Here is a 19,883-nt window from a genome sequence, read left to right on the forward strand (position 1 = left end):
GGCCTGATGCCGCGGACGGCAGCGCCGCATATTCCGCTGTTGGAGCCCCACGGCAAATAGAAGCTTGCGCGCTACGTTAAACGCTGTGTCTGTGGAGATGAACGCTCAGCCCGACGTCTTGGCGGGTGTGATGTGGAATTCTACGCGGCGGTTCAGACGGCGACCTGCGGCCGTGGCGTTGGATGCGATCGGTTGATCCTGTCCGTACCCGACGGCGCGCAATTTCTCGGCTGGGACGCCCGCGCTAACGAGCACGCCAACGACGGCATCGGCTCGACGCTGCGACAACTCACGATTGCCGAGGCGGGTGCCGAAAGTGTCGGTGTGACCGCTAACCTCTATTGCCACGTTCGTGCAACTGCGGGCGATCTCGGCAATTTTTTTGAGTTCGGCGACGCTATCGTTCGAGAGGATCGCGCTGGCATTCGCGAACGTTATCGCTGCGGCATGGATTTCGCTATCGAGCGTTTCCCGGCAGGGTTCGACGCCAGGTACGGCGGCGACGGTCGACTCGGCGGATGGCGGCGGGGCGGCGGTTGGCGACGGTTTTTCCTCTGCTCCAGGGTTTGCCGCTGGGGTCTGTATGGTGACAGCAGGTTCAGTGGACGCGCTCGGCGACGGCGGGGCGTGTAGCAACGGCTTTTCTTCTGTGCCGGTACTTGCTGCAGGAGCCTGCGCGGTATCGGCAGTTGCTATTGAGGCGCTTGGCGGTGGTGTGGCGGGTGTCGCTTCCGTCGCATTTTTCTCGGGTTCGACAGTTGCGCTCGGCTCCGCTTGCGCCGTCGGCGCTTTCGCAGAGCCGCTGATGTTACCTCTATAGTCGGCCGCGGTCTGGGCGTCGGCCGGAGGAGGCGAGGCGGGCACGCTTGTGGGTGGCGTGGCAGGCGCTGGCTCAGGTGCGCTTGTGGGCGATTCAACGGAACGTGGTTCCGACGGCGGCTCGGATGCCTTTGCCGAGCCGGCGGTGGCGTGTTCGTCGCCGGTCGTCGGCTGTGCCGAGGGTGGAGGCGCGGCAGCGAGGCTTGGCGGGGGAGCGGCGGAGAGCGGCTCAGCCGCATTCTTTTCCGGCCCGGAGATGGAGTTCGGCAGTGGCGGGGAAGTAATCGCCGCGAGGTTTTTGTGATCCTTCTCTTCAGTCTTCGCTTCGTCCGTCGCCGCAGGTGCGGAAGGCATGTTTGGCGACGTTGACAGCGGCGACGGCGGTGCTGCCTCGTTTGGCTCAGGTTTAGCGGCGAGCTTTGGTTCGATGTTCGGCTCGGCCTTCTGAGTAGATGGCGGTGCCGTCTGGCCTGGAATTGGCTCTGATTGTCGTGGGGCGCCCGCGGCTCGGTTCGATTGGGCGACAATGTCAGAGATTTTGGCGCGCACGCACGAGTCGAAAAATTCGCGATTTTTACCGCCACCCGAAAAGCCGCCGCTGTTGGCTGCCAAGTCGAAATAGAAAAAACCGAGTTCATCGCCGCTTGCTGGCGGAGACGTTTCCTTAACGTCCGTGCCGTCAACCAAAAGTGACATCGTCTTGAACCAGCCCTTGCCGAAATCGACCCTGGCGGTTTTGGCGGCAATGTTGATGGCGATGATGGCGGATCCGATTTTTCTTCGGGTCGCTTCCGCTTCGGAGCCAAGCTGATAATTGCACGTGTAGGCCACTTCTCCAGCCGACGCTGCGCAAGCAAATAGCGTCGAGAGCAGGATGAGAATTATGGTCGTTGTCCGTGTCACCGTACTGCTGCGTCCATCGAGGGGCGATTTGTCGATCTTAAATCAAAGCGCGCGGCAGGCCGCGATGGGTTTCAAAGCCTTTGGTTAGCGAGGCGGCGCGATCGGCCGCCAATATTCCCAGGTAAAAATTTATTCTCGTAGCGCATCGTGTGTCCCGGCTCCGGGTTCACGTGCGTAGGGTTCTACGTCGCGATACGGCCGCCGGATCTGAACAGGAACGCCGCCGATTGCACACTCCGCAGGCTGGCTTCGCCACGCTCCCATGCTGCGCGCAACAGTCTGCGAACGGGCGGCTCGCCATAGAGCGAAACTTCGTAAGCTATCGACAGCATCGACAGAACAGCGATCGTCAAAGCAATCCAAGGATTTATTCCAGATCGCACCATCACTCGGATCAAGAAGGCCCCGACGACGGAATGAATGAGATAAAGCGGATACGTCATCAGCCCCAGGTTCTTGAAGGCATTTTGCAGCCTGGGCGACAATGGTGTGAAGCGCTTGTCGTCTCGGACGATCACCAGCATAAACATTATGGTGCCGATCCATACAGCTGCTGGCAGTACCTGCGAAACTGGAACACCGGGGTGAACTTCCCATTTTGCCATATCTCGCGAACGGCCGACGATTTCGAGAATGCAGATCGCAAATGCGGAAACCAGGCCGAATACGTTGGGCATTCCCAATGTGCGCCTTGAGAAAAGCCACATCCAGATGCCGAAAGCGAAAAAACATCCGTATCGGAGCTGCAGCACGTCCGAATACGCCACGATGTGCCAGCCAAGATGGGATCTGTAGGCGTTGGGAAAGAAACTAACGGAAATCAGAAATGCCGCCGAGATCGTCGTCAACGCCCACGCCACATGCGTTAGACAATCGAACCGGCTGCTGAGTAGAAGGAAAAAGATGATCGCGTAAAACACCAATTCCACAGCGAGCGACCAGTAGACGCCATCGACCCATGGTCCGAAAATCCAAAGCGTGATGGAGCGCAAGAATTCTCCGCTAAGGTGACGTCCCGACACGCCTCCGACGAGAAGCCACGCTGCAACTGTGAAGCAAATGGAAAGCCATGCGGCTGGATAGAGTCTGAGCACCCGGCTTTTGACGAACGCAATCGGCGATGAATTGTTGGCGGAATTGGCGATCACAAAGCCGGAAATGACGAAGAATATCTCGACGCCGACCCAGCCGAACGATGTATAGGGCGCAGCCTGCGGAAAGGACGTCGCGGATGCGAACATTTGGCCGACGACGGAGTTCGTCGACGCCCAATCGTAAAAGCTCAGATGAAAGAGCATGACGCAGAGCGCTGCAAAAAAGCGGACTGCGTCAAGCGGATATATGTGGGCGCGCATGAAAGGCCCCCGGAATTTGGCTTTTGCGGCCAACTTGAAGGGTAGCGCAAGATTCGGGCCCTCGACATTCCGCCGAAAAGGCTAATTACGGCGTATACGTTCCGAAAGCTTGCGGCGTGCTACTCCATTCGGAGAGCGATCCGCAGACCGCGTCCGTTAAACATATCGCAGCGTCGTGAACATGCCTGCTGCCATGTGATAGAGCAGATGGCAGTGGAACGCCCACCAGCCGGGATTGTTGGCATCAAACGCGACGACGACACGGCCGTTCTCGGGAACGAGGACCGTATCGCGCTTGGCACCAGAAAAGCGCTGGCCGTCGATTTCCACGACCTGGAACGGATGGCCATGAAGGTGCATCGGATGCGGCATCGGGTTCTTGTTGATGATGATCAGCTCGACGCGCTCGCCTTGAGCAATGGCAAGCGGCGGCACATCCTTCGTCCAGGGCACGCCGTTAATCGACCAGACGTAGGTCGCCATATCGCCTGTCAGGTTGATGGTGTGGACGCGATCAGGCTTGCGAGGGGCGAGCGGATCGAGTGCTTTCAGATTGCGTTCCAGATCGAGCGTCAATGCGGGTGAAGGCTGTGCAGCCTGATCGGGAATGCGCGAGACGGTTGCCGCACCTGCCGAGAGCACGATGCCGGTCTGCTTTGCCGCGCCTTCGAGGATGGCAAGAACGGGATGCGCTGCGGCGCCGGCCGGTATCGTAAGCTCGATATCGAGGCGTTGCGCGACCGCTATCGGGAAACGCTGTCCCGATACGGGCTGGATGCGCAAGCCATCGACGGCAATCAGTTTGCCGGAGAGTGCGCCGAGATCGAGGTGAAAATTGCTCATCGACGAGCCGTTGATGACGCGCAGCAAGACGCGTCCGCCGGGTTCTACCTTAATCACCTCGGGATCGGCCAGCGTGCGGTCGTTGGCGAGAAACGCGTCATACGTTACGTCGTTGAGGTCCGGCACTGCGTGCGCACCGGTTTTGCCCATCTGCATGCCGGGCGTCGACATGTCCTTCATGTCCATGCCGGACATATCCATACCACGCATCGCCATTCCGCTCATGTTGCCCGGCTTGCGCAGGGATGCGTAAATCTCTTCAGGCGACTTGAAGCTGAAGTCGTGCAGCATCAGCACGACCTCCTGCTGGTCTTTCGTATCGCGCTGGTCGTGGATGATGAGCGGCGCCGTCATCAGAAGTTGTTCCTGGAAGCCTTGATGCGAGTGCATCCAGAAAGTGCCGCCAAAATTCAGCGAAAAATCGTAGTCGGCGCTGCCGCCAGGCGGAATGGCGGGGGATGAGATGCCGGGGACGCCATCCTGCTGCCAGGGTGGGGTCAAGCCGTGCCAGTGAATGAGGCTCGGCTTGTCGATCTGGTTCTCGACGCGCACGCGAAAGCGCTCGCCAATCCCGGTCGTCAATCCGCTTACGCCGTTTGGCTGGGCGATGCGATAAACCGAGGCGGACTTGCCATTCATATCGATTTCACGTCGCTGCAACCTTAAGACCGTAGCGGGCGTTTCGGCAGCAAAGGTCGGCGTGCGGAGCAAGCCAGCCGCGGCAGTTGCCAGAGCCGATGTGATGACCGTGCGGCGATTGAGGAGCATGGCATTTCTCGTGAAGGCAGCAATACGAAGCTCGTTCGCGAGTTTGCCAAATGTGCGAACGATTACTCAATAGCCTCGTATAGATCGGCGATCCGCGGTTTTGACATGAAACAATCGTCCGTGTGGGCGTGGGGCTGCATCGGGTTGATTGCCATTATTTCCAGAGCCCCAGGTCTTCGTAGCGGTCTTCCGGAATTTCGGTCCCGAGATCGTACGTAAAGGATGTGGCTGTCATCTGGTTTTCGCCAACCGTGCAGGTGAACTTGAGCCGGTACCAGTGGCCGTCGGCTCGAACGGCCGCGCCCTTGGCGACTACGGTAGCACCGTCGAATGTCGCTCGGGAAAGAATGCTCGTTTTCAGCCGGTCGATCTTTTTCAGTTTTTTGGCGCGCTTGAGCGTGTCCATGCCGCGCAGAATGCACGCCTGATGCGCACGTTCTTCAGGTTCGAGCTTCATCAGCGTCTTGTCCATGGACGCCGCAGATGCCGGCGTAATCAAGCCGATGAGTGCCAATAGTCGCAACCACAGATGCATTTCCCCTCCCTCGTCGCGCGTCACGCTGCGGACGGACCCGACTTAACGCCCCTCGTCGCTGGCGTCAAAAAAGTTATGCCGGCACGGGGCGTAGTGTGGACAGGGCTCTCGTGGCTTCGGGAAGGGAAAATCCGACGCTGATCGGCGTTAACGCGGCTGGGGCGCCCTCGGTTGCATTGCGGGACGATTGTTCGAACGGTCTATATGAGCACTTGAACGATTTCGGCCGCCGGTGCGTATTAATCCGCATGGATACATGGGTCGCTACTATTCACCGGGCTGCGCTTGCTGCTCGCACCATTCCGAAGGTGCTGCGCTACGCAATCACAGTGCTTCTCGTGGCGCTAACGGTTTTGGTGCAACTCGCGTTGGATGGCTCAACGGTCGATCGATATCCGTTTCTGACCTTCATTCCCGTCGTATTCGTTTGCGGGATGTTGTTCGACCGTGGGAACGGATTTCTTGCGACCATATTGAGCGCGATGGCCTGCGTCTTCTTTTTTCTGTCGCCACACCATTCGCTCGACATTCTGCAGGCACGCGATCAAGGCGGATTGGTCCTTTTTATCGTCATCGGTTTTGCGATTTCGTCCGTTGTCGAAGCCCTTCATAGCGGGCTTGTGGCGCTGGCGATGGAAAAAGAGGAGGCGCGCGATACTGTCCGGGATCGCGATTTGCTGCTGAATGAGCTTGCTCATCGCACGCGCAATGACTTTGCCAATGTCGTGACGTTGCTCAATCTTCAGTCTCGGTCCGCCAACCCCGAGGCGCGTGAGGCGCTGGCATCCGCGGCGGAACGTGTTCAGACGATTGCGCGGGTGCATCGCCGATTGGAGCTTCAAAACGATCGGGTCGTCGTCGATACCCGGGCGTATATCGGCGAGCTGTGCGCCGATCTTCGCCTCTCGCGGCTGGCGATGCGGCCAATCGCGCTCGATTGCGAGGTCGAAAGCCATTCGATTAGCCTGGAAAAGGCTGTGCCGCTTGGGCTGATCATCAACGAGTCTGTTACCAACGCCTGCAAGCACGCGTTTCCAGAACAGCGCCAAGGGCATATTACGGTCTATTTTCGACGCGTCGGATTGGAGTACACGCTCACCATCGCGGACAACGGCGTGGGAAGCGAAACCGTCACGAACGGCGGGATCGGCAACCGTCTGATGGGCATGCTCGCAGCTCAGCTCAATGGCGATCTTTCGTTTGAGCCGAGGTCGCCGGGCATGGCCGTGGTCGTCGTCATTCCTGTCAAAACAGAGAAATAAAAATTCCCAAAAAAAGAGGCAGCGCTTGCGCGCCGCCTCAAGAACTGAGTTTCGGATTGACCGAAGCTCAGCGCCACCAGCAGTGGCGGTGGCCGTGGCGCCATACGCAATGGCGATGGCGATGATAGTAGCCCGTCTTCTGAACGAGGCTTGAGCCGTGAATGCCGTCGAGCGCAGCGACGCTCGGAGCGGCATTTGCGATTTGAGAGCCCAGAGCGAATGTCGCCACTGTGGCGACTGCCAGAAAAAACTTCATGATTTTCTCCTCAATTGATCCCGTCGAGACAGCCTGGAGCGCGCTGCTTGCGAGATGCCCCGCCAACGCAGATCCAAGTGTGTGTCGGCTGCGATCTAGTCCCACCCAATGAAATATTTCGTGCGACGGCGCGAAGCTAAACCGAAGCGGTAAGGAGGAGGTACTTACCCTTTTGTAAAGTCGATTTCGTTCTGCGGGCAGAGGCGGAGAGACGCGCGCTCATTGTGGCGGTCGGAAAGGCCGACCGCTTTCGTTCATCGTTCTGCCGCAGATATAAGGCGCGCTCTCTCGCACTCGCGAACGCCCAACTCAATGCAGCTTCAATTCCGATCCAATGAGCCGTAATTCGCGCGGCCTTATTAATTCGGAATGGGCTACGGTCACGCGATAAAGTTTGCCTTCGAGCTTGGCGACCCAGAAATCGAGGAACGATTTGAGTTTCGGAAAACGCGGCGCGGCGTCGTATTCCTGCCAGATATAGCTTTGCAGCAGCGAAGGATGGTCCGGAAGACGGTAGAGGATTTCAGCGGTCGTCAGGCTGAACCCTGCAAGTTGAGCCCGGAAACCGTTATCGCAAGACATTTCCCGTTCGGTCACGTAGCAATCTCCTTTGAATTAGGTGATTGGGCGCCCTCCCTAGAATGATGATGATCAAGTGAGATTCGTTCCTTGTCCATTGCGAAGATGTGCGAAAATACATTGCTAGCAAACGCATTATTCGAGTGCTGGCGGTTTCTGCCGAAGTGCTGTGCGGACCGCTGACTGGATGTGCGTCAACGGCTGTGCCGATGGCTGTTTCGATTGGAAGGTAGCGTCGCCGGATGCTTGAGATTGCCCTCAAAAGTTTCACGACGTTCTTTGCAACGGTCGGTCCAATCGAAGCCGCGGTGTTATTTGCGACGCTGACGCCAAAGATGGCCTATGCCGAGCGTCAAGCGATTGCGGTGCGGGCGACGCTGATCGCCTCCGGTATTTTGGCGTTCTTTACGCTGCTGGGTGGTCCGATCCTCAGCCAGCTCGGCGTATCACTGGCGGCGCTGCAGGCGGCGGGCGGCGTGATCCTGCTCTTGATTGCGCTCGACATGATTTTTGCGCGGCCGGGCGGATCGATAAAACTTACGGCTCCGGAAGGTGCGGAAGCACAATCGCGCGATGACGTTGCGGTTTTTCCTCTGGCGACGCCGTTGCTCGCAGGACCTGGCGCAATGAGCGCAGGTATCCTGCTGGCCGCCAACGTCCACGGCGAGCCGCTGGGGTTGGCTGTCGTCGCCATCACCCTTGTCGTGGTGATGATCATCACGCTGGTCCTGCTGATGATGGCCAATCAACTCAACCACGTCCTCGGTATCACGGCGCAACGGGTGCTCATTCGCGTGTTCGGAATTCTGCTGGCGGCGATTGCGGTGCAGGCGCTGTTCAATGGCATCCTGGCGTCGGGGCTGATCCCGGCTGCAGCCAAGCTTTCTTAGAGACCTCGGCAACCCGAGCGGCTTCAAAAGCTGGCGGCCGTTAGGGCGCCTTTAACGCCTGGCTGTTTCAATCCCGGACAACTGTTGAACTTGCGTAGCGTTTGTTGCGTTGACGAAGGCGTATGTGATGTCCGCGTTTTCTTTTCACCGTCCGGCGGCTCCGTCCGTGCGCGCGGTGCTTGCATCTTTTGCAGCCGGAGCGGCAGCTCTTTCGGCGGGCGGATGCGCCAATACAGGCAACGGCTATTCCGCGAGTGCGACGCCGACGGCTTACGTTGCGCAGGGGCCGGCCGTGCAGATGGAGAGTGATGGTTTGCCGGTGCAGGCCGCACCTGCAGCAACGATCCGGCAATTGCCGGACGATCCGAGCCAGCCGTTCAGCCCGAACTACGGCGGGGCAAATCCGGCGAGCACGATTTCGCCGAACCCGACGGTCAAGGCGTCGAACGATGTGCCGCCGTTCAAGCAGGCTATTCCGTATGACCTGCCGCCGACGTTCCGCAGACAGCTCGTGGCGGCGGTCGACGCTGCCGGTTGATTGGGATGTGGACTTTCGCGCCGTGTGCTAAGGCGCAGGGATGTCCGAGACCGTTTCGATTTGCCGATACCGCGATATCGATCTGACGCCTGAAAGGGTGGCCGAGATCGACCGCATCTTTTTTGAATCGAGCAATACGAAAACGTTTCCGAGCGACGCAGCACGAGCTGCGTTCCGCGAGCGGTGGCTGGGACGTTATCTGGTCCACGATCCGGCGTTTGCATATTTGGCGCGGGATGGCGGCGGCAGGATCATCGGCTATCTCGTCGGCGCGATCGACGATCCGGCGAAGACGCCGCGGTTTGCCGATATTCCGTATTTCGCGATGCTCGGCGCGCAGACGAAGCGCTATCCGGCGCATCTCCACGTCAACATCAGCCCCGAGTTTCGCAATCGAGGGATCGGGGGGCGGCTGATTAGTTGTTTTATCGTCGATGCCCAGGCGGCGGGTGTGCCCGGCGTGCACGTCGTGACGAGCGTGGGGGCTGCGAACGTCAGCTTCTACAATCGGAACGGCTTTGAGGAGGTGGCGCGGGCCGGGCCGGATGGTAGCCTCGTCTTCTTGGCGCGCAGCTTGTGAAAATTGGGATTTGAAAGCCTTTCCGGCCGCCGACTAAGCGGTACAAACAGGCGGCCGGAAAGGTGAAGTTAAGCCCTCTGGGGGAAGGGCCTCTGGGGGTTTGGGGTCGTGTAAACTTTTGTGATCTCTCAGTTCGGCAATTCAGGCGGCTGCGCTGGGATGACAAAGCCGATTGGCTCCGCCTTGATTTCTGCCGTGCGCGGATCGTCTTTGGTGCGGCGCGACTTGCCTTCGAACAAGGCGCCCTGTTCGATCGACAGCGACTGATGGAAAATGTCGCCTTCGACCTGGCTGGTGGTCTGCAGCATCACGCGCTTGCCGCGGACGGTTCCGACGACGTGGCCGCGGACGATGACTTCATCTCCGGTGATGCTGCCTCTTATCGTGGCTTCCTCGCCGATGACGACATTGCTGCCTTCGATGTCGCCTTCGACGATGCCGTCGATTTGGACTTCACCTTTGCAGATGAGATTGCCGGTGATGGTGAGGTCGGCGCCAATCACCGAGACCGATTTCGGACCCTCGGCGGCGGCGCGGGGAACGGTCAGGAATGGACGGGGCTGAAACACCGGGGCGGGAGGCGTCGGCGTGGCCGTTTCAGATGTAGCGGATGCCAGCGTCGGGGACTTCGACAACTCAGGCTCGGAACGGCGGAAATTTGGCAACATGCTCGGACTTCCCTCTGACACAACTTAAGCAACAATCCGCACCCGAAACGACTCAACGCATCACATCATCGCTTTGCGACGAGCGCGTTTGATTCGCGTAGCACTTTTCCAACGTTGGTCCACCGTGTCGCCCGAGGCTTTCCACCGGAAATTCCCCGGCGCGACGTCGCAAGGCACTCTCTTGAGCGAGAAGTGTGGCGGAAGATCAACGGTCGTAATGATTATGCGCAGTATGGTTATATTTTGAGCGCGCGCACGGCCGCCAGAACTTCTTCGGCATGTCCCGGTATCTTCACCTTGCGCCAGCTTTTGACGACCTTGCCGCTGCCGTCGATGAGGAACGTCGAACGCTCGATTCCCATGTATTTGCGCCCGTACATCGATTTTTCGACCCATACGCCATAGGCTTGAGCGACCTCTTTCTGCTCGTCGGCGAGCAGGCGGATGGACAACTCGTGTTTCGCCTTGAACTTCTGGTGTTTGGTCGGGCTGTCGGGTGAAATGCCGAGCAGCTCTGCTCCGGCCGCGGCGAAATCGTCGGCGAGGCAGGTGAAGTCCTTGGCCTCCTGTGTGCAGCCCGAGGTGTCGTCCTTGGGATAGAAATAAACGACCACCGGGTGGCCCTTGAGCTTGGAGAGGCGGACCTTTTCCCCAGTGTCGTCGGGAAGCGTGAAGTCGGGCGCCTTTTTGCCGTCCTCGATCATCTTGAAAGTGCCTTTCTTTTGTCGTTTTTGACCCTTGTAGCTGGCTTTATGCCTGAGAGGGGGCCAGAGAGTTTAGACCTTCTATTGAAAGCATTTTCTGTTCGTTCCGAGCTACAGTACGGGTGACCGGCCCGCAACTGGCCGGTTGGGGGTTTTGAGGAGCGGAGTTGACGAGACCGGTAACCGGCGGGCGCGCTGCTGTTCGGCGCGGCGCTGACCAAAACGCGCAGCAAAACGCTTCGCAACGCCTGTCGGCCATCCCGCAGCGCGAGGTCTCGGCCTCGCCGCCGCCCATGCCGCGGAAAGACACTGCGATGGCGAAGGGCGCCAAGCATTTCTTTCGCGGGTGCCGCGTCATGTTCTATCTCGTGATGCCGCTTACGCTGCTCGCGGCGATCGCTATTGGCGTCTTGTATGTGCGCTTGCGCCACGGCCCGATCGCGTTCGATTTCGTCGTCGCTCCGATTGAGCAGGGGATCAACGCTGAACTCGTTACCAGCTCGGTGAAGATCGATGGCGCGGAGTTGCGGCTTGGGCAGACGGGAGAGCTCGAATTTCGTCTGCGGGATGTCAGCGTGCTCGAAAAGGGCGGCGATGTCGTGCTGTCGTCGCCGCTCGCGGCCGTGAATATCTCGATGGGGGCGTTGATGCGGGGCCGCATCGTGCCGGCCCGCATCGAGTTGATTGATCCGATTATTGCGCTCGCCTATTCGGAGCAATCCGGGTTTGTGTTCGAGCGAGCCATTCCCAAACCGATGCCGCTGCATCCCGGAACTGACACAGGAGTGCAGCCAGCGACGGGCGAGGCGCCTGCCGTGGTCTCCGGTACGACGATCGTGCCACAGCACGGCGCGAAGGGCACGAAAGTCAATCTCGCGAAAATGCTGACCGAGTCTTCGCGGCGGGCGCGGCAACGTCTCGATGCGACGTCCTACCTGACGGAATTCGGCATCTCGAACGCCACCGTCGTCGTCGATTACGAAGGACAGCGCAGCTCCTGGCGGATCGACGAGGCCAGTGTCGATTTCGATCATGCGGCCAAGCGCAGCGTGATTTCGGGGCGCGCCACCGTCGCGTCTGCGCGCGGGCCATGGTCGCTCTCGTTCCTGACGGACGAAAGCGAACAGATGGGCCGGCTCGAGGTCAAAGCGACCGTGCGCGGTCTGGTGCCGTCGACGCTGGCATCGGCTGCGCCGCCGCTCGCGCTTCTCGGAAACTTCGAATTTCCGGTTTCGGGCGACGCGACCGTAGACCTTTCGACGGTCGGCAACATCGAAGCCGCGGACCTTTCTGTCGAAGTCGGCAAAGGCCGGGCGCGGCTGCCCTATATGGTTCAGCCGATGGACGTTACGGCCGGTATCTTCAAGCTTGCCTACGACGGCAAGCAGAAGCGCTGGGAGCTCAAGCCGAGCCCGGTCAAATGGGCCGATGGCACGATCATGTTTACCGGCAACATGGCGGATGTGGCCAAGGGGACGGAGCCGCCGACGTGGCAGTTCAGTCTCGACGGCAAGAATGGTGTCTTTGAAGCGCCCGAGTTCAAAGTTCCCCCCGTCACCATCGACAAGTGGAACGCGACCGGTACGATCGTTCCGCGGCGTGGTTCCGTCGATCTAAGCGAATTTCAACTCGCGGGCGGTGGCGGCGAGGCGACGGTCAAAGCGAAGATGCAAGCTGGGCCACAGGGCCAGAGCATGTCGGCGGAGTTCCATGTTTCGCCGATGCCGCTCAACACGCTCAAGGCGCTATGGCCGCGGGCGGTGGCGACCGGGCCGCGCGAGTGGTTCGGCGAGAATGTGAAGTCCGTCGATTTCAAAGGCGGGACACTGAAGTTTTCAAACGGTGACGTCGGTGGCATCGAGCCCGGCACTGTGCAGACCGCAACGGAACAGGCCAATGCCGATTTCGAGGCGGAGAATGTCGTCCTTACGACGCTGCCGGGTATCCCGCCTATCGCGGCTCCCAAGGCTTCGATCCATCTGGAAAACAATATCCTGTCGGTTGCCGTCCCAGAAGGAACACTGACACTGCCGGACGGGAAGCAGGTGCCGCTCAAAGATGGAAGCATGACGACGGACAATATTCTGTCGCCGCGTCCGAACGGCGAGATCGCGCTCACAGCGACCGGTGATCTCGGTCCCTTCATCGAAGCGCTTGAGCAGCTTCCGATCAAAGCCGTTCGCGATGCTTCACCGTTGCCGAAAGCCGGCGAAGGCAAGGTCAATGCGCAGTTCCTGATTAAAATGCCATTCTACGACGGCGTCAGCGGCGACGACATGGCCATCACCGGCAAGGCGCGCATTACGGATGGGCGTTTCGGCAAGGTTGCCGGGCGCTTCGACGTGCAGAACTTTTCGCTCGACCTCAATCTCACGGCAACGTCGCTCGATGCGAAGGGCGATCTTCTGGTCAATGGCGTTCCGGCAAAAGTCGTGGGACAGCGGCTGCTCGGTCCGGATGCCGGTGACCAGCCGCCGCTCAAGATCGTCGCCAAGCTTGACGAGGCAGACAGGACGCAGCTCGGGCTCGACGTCAACAACATGGTGCACGGCGTTGTACCCGTCGAGGTGACGTACCAGAAGGGCGATCGGCCGGAGCCTGCAATCAAGGTGCATGCGGATCTGACCGGCGCCGAGATGACGCTCGACAAGCTTCAGTGGCGCAAGGCGCCCGGCCGGACGGCGTCGCTCGATATGGATGTCGTGAAGACGCCTGACGGCGACACGGAGCTGCAGAATTTCAAGGTGCTGAGCGACAACATCGCGGCTGACGGCAAGGTCGTGTTCGGCCCGGACAACAAGATCAAGGAATTCGAATTTCCCGATCTCAACCTCAACGTCATTTCGAAACTCGATATCGACGGCACGCGCAGCAAGGACGACTTCTGGACGGTCAACATCAACGGTTCGAATTACGACGGCCGTAATTTCTTCAAATCGCTCTTCAGCGTCGGGGATGGGCCGGATCGCACGGCAAAGGCTGCTTCGGGCGGCTCCCATGCTTCGATCTCGCTGACCAACGTCATCGGCAGTTCGGATGTATCGCTGCGCAATCTCAAGCTGGAAGCCGAAATGCGGAATGGCAACCTGTCGAGCCTGGACGCCAGGGGAACGCTCGATGGCGGGGGCAATTTCGTTGCGACACTTGATAAAAGCACGGGCTCGCGGCATCTGATCGTGACGTCGAGCGATGCCGGGCAGGTGATGAAGCTCGTCAACTTCTATCCGAACATGCAGGGCGGGCGCATGCGTCTCGACGTGGCGCTCGACGGTTCGGGACCGGCAGAAAAGACCGGCCTTCTCGTCGTCGATAATTTCAGGATTTTGGGCGATCCCGTCATTACGGAACTCGCAAGCAGCGCCGACAGCGGCCGCCCCGCCATCGGCGGCAACGATCACGTTGTGCGCGAAGTGTTCGATTTCAATAGAATGCGCGCGCCGTTTTCCGTCGGCTACGGACAATTCGTGTTGCAGGAAGCCTATCTGAAAGGACCGCTGCTCGGCGCGACGCTGCGCGGCAAGGTCGATTTCCGGACGAAGCGGGTTAACATCGGCGGCACGTATATTCCGCTGCAAGGCCTCAACGGTGCGCTCGGCGACATTCCGGTGATCGGACAGATCCTGTCAGGCACGCAGGGTGAGGGCGTTCTTGGCATGACCTTCGCGGTGCAAGGGCAAACGAACGCCCCGCAAGTCATCGTCAACCCGTTCTCACTGGTTGCGCCGGGCATCTTCCGTGACATCTTCCAGATGACGTCGATGGACCCGACCATCCAAGTTCGCGATGCCGCCAAGCGGCAGGTTCCGGTCGTATCACCCAGCCCGTCTTCCGAGACGAAGAGATCAAAGTCGAAGGCCAAGAAAAAAGCGCCAAAGGCCGAGGCACAGGTCGATGGCTGGTCATCGACGACGACCAACCACTAGACCACTCCTTTAGTGCGGTCGCAGCAAGATGTGTTTTTTCTTGCCGAGCGACAGCTTGATAAAGCCTGATGCACTCGCATCGGCTGGGGTGAGGCTGGCTTTGTCGCTTGTGACGGCTACATCGTTGACCTTCAGGCCGCCGCCCTGAATCTGCCGGCGCGCTTCGCTGTTCGACGAAACGAGCCCGGCTTTCACGAACGCAACCAGAATGCCGATGCCGGCATCGAGTTCGTTTCGCGGGATTTCGATGGTCGGCAGATCGGACGCGAGCGCGCCCTGCTCAAAGGTCTTGCGCGCGGTTTCGGCGGCAGCTTCGGCTTTGTCGCGACCGTGCAGCAGCGCGGTGGCTTCGGTCGCTAGCACCTTCTTTGCTTCGTTGATCTCGGAGCCCGACAGTTTTTCGAGCCTGGCAATTTCATCGAGCGGCAGGAACGTGAAGAGCTTCAGGAAGCGGGCAACGTCGGCGTCTTCGGTGTTGCGCCAGAACTGCCAGTAGTCGTAGGCGGACAGCTGCGCCTCGTTGAGCCAGATGGCGCCCGCAGCGGTCTTGCCCATTTTGGCACCCGACGCCGTCGTCAGCAGCGGGCAGGTCAACGCATAAAGTTGATCCTTCACGCCCATGCGGCGGCCAAGGTCGATGCCGGTGACGATGTTGCCCCACTGATCCGAACCGCCCATTTGCAGATTGCAGCCATAGCGACGGTTCAGCTCGACGAAGTCATAGGCCTGAAGCAGCATGTAGTTGAACTCGATGAACGACAGCTCCTGTTCGCGTTCGAGGCGGAGTTTGGCCGAGTCCATCGTCAGCATGCGGTTGACCGAGAAGTGACGGCCGACATCGCGCAGGAAGTCGATGTAGTTGAGTGGCGCGAGCCACTCGGCGTTGTCGACCATCATGGCGTCGGAGCCCTGATCGCCGAACTTCAGGAACTTCTCGAAAACCTGCTTGATGCCGTTCTTGTTGGCTTCGATCTCATCGATGGTGCGCATCTGGCGCGTCTCGTCCTTGCCGGATGGATCGCCGACGCGGGTCGTGCCGCCACCCATCAGGGCGATGGGCTTGCCGCCGAGCTTTTGCAACCAGGTCAGCATCATGATCGAGATCAGCGAGCCGACATGGAGAGACGGCGCCGTGCAATCGTATCCGACGTAAGCAACAATACGGCCATCGGCCGAGAGCTTGTCCAGGCCCTCGATGTCGGAGCACTGGTGGAAAAATCCGCGCTCGGTCATAGTCTTAAGAAATTCGGAATTCGGTGTCGTCATTGCAATTCAGGCTTTCACTTCAGTCGTCGCGGGCTATGTTTTGAGCTGTGCCGCTTTTTAGTATGCGGCGTGGCCGCTTTCTATTTGCGGCTGCGCCACTTGATGATTTGCGGCCTGCGCCGCGGGGCGGCACCATGCACGGGAAGGTCGCGATGAGCAAGTTGATGAGAGCGGTGGGGCTGATGAGCGGAACATCGCTCGACGGCATCGATGTGGCGTTGATCGATACGGACGGGGAAGATCACGTGATCCGCGGTCCGGCGATGACGTTTCCCTATGACGATGACATGCGCCGCGTGCTGGTCAACGCCATAGCGGATGCGCGGGATCTGCATGTTCGCGATGCGCGACCGTATTCTCTGGCGGATGCGGAACGGGCGCTGACCGAAGCCCACGGCATTGCGGTCGCGCAGTTTTTCAAGGAGGCGGGCATCGAACGCTCGTCGGTCGATGTGATCGGCTTTCATGGCCAGACGGTGCTGCACAGGCCGGAGATTGGCCTGACGGTGCAACTCGGGCTTGGCGATCTGCTGGCGAACTTTACGCGCTGTCCGGTCGTCTATGATTTGCGTGCGGCCGATGTCGATGCGGGCGGAGAGGGTGCGCCGCTCGTTCCAGCCTATCACCGGGCGTTGACGGCAAAGCTGCCGCAGCGGCCGGTCGCGATCGTCAATATCGGTGGGGTCGCGAACCTGACGTGGATCGGGCGCGACGGCTCTCTGCTGGCTTTCGATACTGGACCCGGCAATGCGTTGATCAATGACTGGATGTTGCGCAAGACCGGCGCCTATCTCGATTCCGGCGGCGTGACGGCGGGTCAGGGGCAGGTCGACGAAGATGCGATCATTTCCTTGCTGAGCGATGGGTATTTCGCCGAGACGCCGCCGAAGTCGCTCGATCGCAATGCCTTTGCGCTCGATGCCGTCCAGCACTTGGGCATCGAAGACGGAGCTGCGACGCTGACGGCTTTTACTGCGCGCTCGATTGCGAAGGCGCGGGAGCACATGCCGAGCGAACCGGAGTTGTGGGTCGTTGCAGGCGGTGGCCGGCGCAACAAGACCATTATGGGGATGCTGGCGGAGCAGGTGCATCATGCCGTCGTTCCAGCGGAAGCAATCGGCCTTGATGGCGATAGCCTGGAAGCGGAGGCGTGGGCCTATCTGGCTGTTCGTTCGACGCTCGGACTGCCGATTACGTTTCCGGGCACGACGGGCGTTTCAGAACCAATGAGCGGCGGGCTCAGGGCTGAACCCACCGCTCACGTCATTCACTAAGCTACGTAAGACGGCGTTATTCGTCGTCGCTTTCTTCGTCGCCGCCTGCGCCGGCAGCGGGTGCGCTCTGGGATTCGAGCCGTTCAAGTTCGCGCTGGCGCTGACGTTCACGCTCACGCTCACGCTCGCGTTCCTTGTTGCGCTCGCGATCGAGTTCGAACTGAACCATGCGCTCGTCGAGATAGCTGCCGACGATATTGCCGAGTTCTTCCGTCTTGTTCTCAAAGAAGTGGTTGGCGCCGGGCACGACCTCGTGCGTGATCTTGATGCCCTTCTGGACCTTCACCTTCGCCGCCATTTCGGCAACCGAAGCGGTCGGGACGACGCGGTCCATATCGCCGTTGATGATGAGACCCGAAGAGGGGCACGGCGCGAGGAACGAGAAGTCATACAGGTTCGACGGGGGCGCGACGCAGATGAAGCCGTCGACTTCCGGGCGGCGCATCAGGAGCTGCATTGCGATCCAGGTGCCGAACGACACGCCGGCGATCCAGCAGGTCTTGGCGTCGGGCTTGACGAGCTGCAGCCAGTCGAGCGCGGAGGCTGCGTCGGCGAGTTCGCCGGGGCCGCCGTCCCAAACGCCCTGGCTGCGGCCAACACCGCGGAAGTTGAAGCGAAGCACGGAAAAGCCCCGCGCTGCGAACGTGTGGTAGAGATTGTAGACCACCTGGTTGTTCATCGTGCCCCCGAACTGTGGGTGGGGGTGCAGGATGAGCGCGATCGGGCTATCCGCGTTGCTCTCGTGGTGGTAGCGGGCCTCAAGGCGTCCGCCTGGGCCATTTATTATGAGTTCGGGCATTCGTTACTCGGTCTCGCTCGTGTGAAATTGGGCTGCATTCGGAGGCTGGATGCCGCCGCCAGGATGACCTGCGGCGTTTTGGCGTTCAAATCCTTGTGGCTCGAATTCTCAATCCTTGACTCCAGCGCTCAGGATTTCCATAACCTTAGAACCGTTCGAAATGTAGGGGCTGGCGTTCAAAAACGCAGGGCCCTTCCGATAGGGCGGGTCTCTTAGCACAGTCCGGGGTGCCGGATGCAAGCTAAGGATGCGTGGTGAAGGATTCCGCCGCCGCTTGGGGCGACGATAGTCCGGGGATTAATACGTGGAACTAACGACCAAAGGCCGTTATGCGGTCATGGCCATGGCGGACCTTGCCGGGCATGCCGATGAAGGTGCGACACCGCTGTCGGTCGTGGCTGAGCGCCAGAGCTTGCCGCTTTCCTATCTTGAACAGCTTTTTGTGCCGTTGCGCCGCGCTGGGCTAGTTGAGAGCGCCCGCGGGCGCTCTGGCGGCTATCGTCTTGCCAAGCCTGCAAATGAGATTTCCGTCGCCGATGTGATGGACGCGGTCGAGGAAGACACGCGTTTCACCCGCTGCTCGCACAACGATCCGCGCTGTTCGGTTGCGACGCCGTGCGTGACGCATGGGCTGTGGAGTGCGCTGAGCGACGCGACGGGGAAGTTTTTGAGTTCGGTCAAACTTGCTGACGTCGTAGCAGGCGGCCGAATGTCAGCCCGTCCGGCTGCCAGCCGCGGATTGCCGTTTGCACGCGCGGACGGTCCGCGAACCTATCTCGACTACAACGCGACGGCGCCGCTTCTGCCGGAGGCGAAAGCCGCGATGATCGAGGCGCTCGATGTTGCCGGCAATCCATCGTCGGTGCACGCGGAAGGCCGTCGTGCACGCTCTGTCATCGAAGCGGCGCGTGAGAGCGTCGCGCGTCTGGTCGGCGCGAAGTCGTCCGAGATCGTGTTTACGAGCGGTGCGAGCGAAGCCAACACTTGGGCGTTGTCGCAGCCTTGGGCGACGATTTTGACGAGCGGCATCGAGCACGATTCGGTGCTTGCACCTGCGCGGGCTTCAAACGCCGAGCTTGTGATGCTGCCGATCGGCACGGATGGCAGGCTCAAAGTTGAGGATATCGCTGCGCTGCTCGCGTCGCGCAGTTTCACCGGCCCGGCCGTCATTGCCGTTCAGATGGCCAACAACGAAACCGGCGTCGTCCAGCCGGTCGCCGAGATTGCCGAACTTGCCCGGGCACACGGTATCAAAATGCACGTCGACGCGGTGCAGGCGGTGGGCCGGATGCCGATCGATTTCGCCGCGCTCGATGTCGATACGCTGGCGATTTCCGCACACAAATTTGGTGGCCCGAAAGGGGTTGGCGCACTCGTCAATCGTGACCATGTGGACCTTGTGTCTCTTATCAGGGGCGGCGGGCAGGAACGTCGCCGTCGCGCTGGGACAGAGAACGTTGCGGCGATTGCAGGCTTTGGCGCTGCTGCCGAAGTTGCGCTTCGCAGTCTGGCTTCGATCGAAGCGGTCGGCGCGTTGCGAGACAAGCTCGAAGCCGAACTGAAGCGGGTCAGCCCGAATGCGGTCATCGTTGGTGAAGGTGCACTGCGTCTCGCCAATACGACGGCGGTGGCGCTTCCCGGAAAGCTTGCGGAAACGCTCGTTATTCGGCTCGATCTTGCAGGCATCGCAGTAAGTGCGGGGTCGGCGTGCTCATCGGGCAAAGTCGGCGCGAGCCATGTTCTGGAGGCGATGGGATTGGGGCCGGACATCGCAGCGGGCACCATCCGCGTCAGCCTCGGCCCGACGACGACCGAAGATGATATCGCGGCGTTTCTAGCCGCCTGGAAGACAATCGCGGGCGCACCGGCGCTCGCTGCGTAAAGATCAGATTTCAAGTGCCGTCGTGAGGCGGTGCGTAAA

Annotated in this window: 17 protein-coding genes; 7 read left to right on the top strand and 10 right to left on the bottom strand. The window is 60.1% G+C overall.

The genetic code is table 11. The features are described from left to right. Window positions 1-105: 105 nt before the first annotated feature. From HYPMC_RS23100 to HYPMC_RS04965, 4 genes are all read right to left on the bottom strand, one after another. A complete protein-coding gene (locus tag HYPMC_RS23100) occupies window positions 106-1,722 on the bottom strand; it encodes an OmpA family protein (protein WP_155831191.1) in 1,617 nt (538 codons plus the stop codon). A gap of 182 nt (window positions 1,723-1,904) precedes the next feature. Then, complete coding sequence (locus HYPMC_RS04955; protein ID WP_013946717.1) at window positions 1,905-3,077, bottom strand: acyltransferase; 1,173 nt, start codon at window positions 3,075-3,077, stop codon at window positions 1,905-1,907. Between the two features lie 156 nt (window positions 3,078-3,233). Next, entirely contained in the window at window positions 3,234-4,688 is a 1,455-nt protein-coding gene (locus HYPMC_RS04960; RefSeq protein ID WP_013946718.1) for a multicopper oxidase family protein, read from the bottom strand. A 154-nt stretch (window positions 4,689-4,842) separates the two neighbouring features. Then, a complete protein-coding gene (locus HYPMC_RS04965; protein WP_013946719.1) occupies window positions 4,843-5,223 on the bottom strand; it encodes a DUF930 domain-containing protein in 381 nt (126 codons plus the stop codon). 248 nt (window positions 5,224-5,471) lie between these two features. On the opposite strand from HYPMC_RS04965, the gene HYPMC_RS04970 reads away from it, so the two are divergent. Beyond that, complete coding sequence (locus tag HYPMC_RS04970; protein ID WP_024275537.1) at window positions 5,472-6,485, top strand: DUF4118 domain-containing protein; 1,014 nt, start codon at window positions 5,472-5,474, stop codon at window positions 6,483-6,485. A gap of 67 nt (window positions 6,486-6,552) precedes the next feature. Here the strand turns inward: HYPMC_RS04970 and HYPMC_RS04975 are convergent, their stop codons facing one another. Both HYPMC_RS04975 and HYPMC_RS04980 read right to left on the bottom strand, forming a co-directional pair. Next, window positions 6,553-6,741 carry a hypothetical protein gene (locus HYPMC_RS04975; RefSeq protein WP_013946721.1) on the bottom strand — a complete coding sequence of 63 codons (189 nt, stop codon included), beginning with the start codon at window positions 6,739-6,741 and terminating at the stop codon, window positions 6,553-6,555. Between the two features lie 309 nt (window positions 6,742-7,050). Then, entirely contained in the window at window positions 7,051-7,338 is a 288-nt protein-coding gene (locus HYPMC_RS04980) for an usg protein (protein WP_013946722.1), read from the bottom strand. A gap of 224 nt (window positions 7,339-7,562) precedes the next feature. On the opposite strand from HYPMC_RS04980, the gene HYPMC_RS04985 reads away from it, so the two are divergent. From HYPMC_RS04985 to HYPMC_RS04995, 3 genes are all read left to right on the top strand, one after another. Further along, complete coding sequence (locus HYPMC_RS04985) at window positions 7,563-8,210, top strand: MarC family protein (protein ID WP_013946723.1); 648 nt, start codon at window positions 7,563-7,565, stop codon at window positions 8,208-8,210. A 127-nt stretch (window positions 8,211-8,337) separates the two neighbouring features. After that, window positions 8,338-8,748, top strand: coding sequence for a hypothetical protein (locus tag HYPMC_RS04990; RefSeq protein WP_013946724.1), 411 nt, complete (start codon window positions 8,338-8,340; stop codon window positions 8,746-8,748). Between the two features lie 40 nt (window positions 8,749-8,788). Then, window positions 8,789-9,328 (top strand): GNAT family N-acetyltransferase, encoded by a 540-nt coding sequence (locus HYPMC_RS04995; RefSeq protein ID WP_013946725.1) that lies wholly within the window; start codon window positions 8,789-8,791, stop codon window positions 9,326-9,328. 128 nt (window positions 9,329-9,456) lie between these two features. Here HYPMC_RS04995 and HYPMC_RS05000 read toward each other — a convergent pair whose 3' ends face one another. Both HYPMC_RS05000 and bcp read right to left on the bottom strand, forming a co-directional pair. Continuing rightward, window positions 9,457-9,996 carry a polymer-forming cytoskeletal protein gene (locus tag HYPMC_RS05000; RefSeq protein WP_013946726.1) on the bottom strand — a complete coding sequence of 180 codons (540 nt, stop codon included), beginning with the start codon at window positions 9,994-9,996 and terminating at the stop codon, window positions 9,457-9,459. A 236-nt stretch (window positions 9,997-10,232) separates the two neighbouring features. Beyond that, window positions 10,233-10,700, bottom strand: a complete 468-nt coding sequence (gene bcp / locus HYPMC_RS05005; RefSeq protein ID WP_013946727.1) for a thioredoxin-dependent thiol peroxidase — start codon at window positions 10,698-10,700, stop codon at window positions 10,233-10,235. A gap of 167 nt (window positions 10,701-10,867) precedes the next feature. Between bcp and HYPMC_RS05010 the strand changes: the two genes are divergently transcribed. Continuing rightward, entirely contained in the window at window positions 10,868-14,623 is a 3,756-nt protein-coding gene (locus tag HYPMC_RS05010; protein WP_013946728.1) for an AsmA-like C-terminal region-containing protein, read from the top strand. A 9-nt stretch (window positions 14,624-14,632) separates the two neighbouring features. On the opposite strand, the gene tyrS is transcribed toward HYPMC_RS05010, so the two are convergent. Next, window positions 14,633-15,889, bottom strand: a complete 1,257-nt coding sequence (gene tyrS / locus HYPMC_RS05015; protein WP_013946729.1) for a tyrosine--tRNA ligase — start codon at window positions 15,887-15,889, stop codon at window positions 14,633-14,635. A 134-nt stretch (window positions 15,890-16,023) separates the two neighbouring features. Here tyrS and HYPMC_RS05020 point away from each other — a divergent pair, with 134 nt between their 5' ends. Next, a complete protein-coding gene (locus tag HYPMC_RS05020; protein ID WP_013946730.1) occupies window positions 16,024-17,163 on the top strand; it encodes an anhydro-N-acetylmuramic acid kinase in 1,140 nt (379 codons plus the stop codon). 16 nt (window positions 17,164-17,179) lie between these two features. On the opposite strand, the gene HYPMC_RS05025 is transcribed toward HYPMC_RS05020, so the two are convergent. After that, the gene (locus HYPMC_RS05025; protein WP_013946731.1) at window positions 17,180-17,962 is read right to left on the bottom strand and encodes an alpha/beta hydrolase; all 783 of its coding nucleotides are present in this window, start codon (window positions 17,960-17,962) and stop codon (window positions 17,180-17,182) included. 304 nt (window positions 17,963-18,266) lie between these two features. On the opposite strand from HYPMC_RS05025, the gene HYPMC_RS05030 reads away from it, so the two are divergent. Beyond that, window positions 18,267-19,844, top strand: a complete 1,578-nt coding sequence (locus tag HYPMC_RS05030; RefSeq protein ID WP_013946732.1) for an aminotransferase class V-fold PLP-dependent enzyme — start codon at window positions 18,267-18,269, stop codon at window positions 19,842-19,844. Window positions 19,845-19,883: the final 39 nt, after the last annotated feature.

This window comes from Hyphomicrobium sp. MC1 (genome assembly GCF_000253295.1).
Lineage (GTDB): Bacteria > Pseudomonadota > Alphaproteobacteria > Rhizobiales > Hyphomicrobiaceae > Hyphomicrobium_B.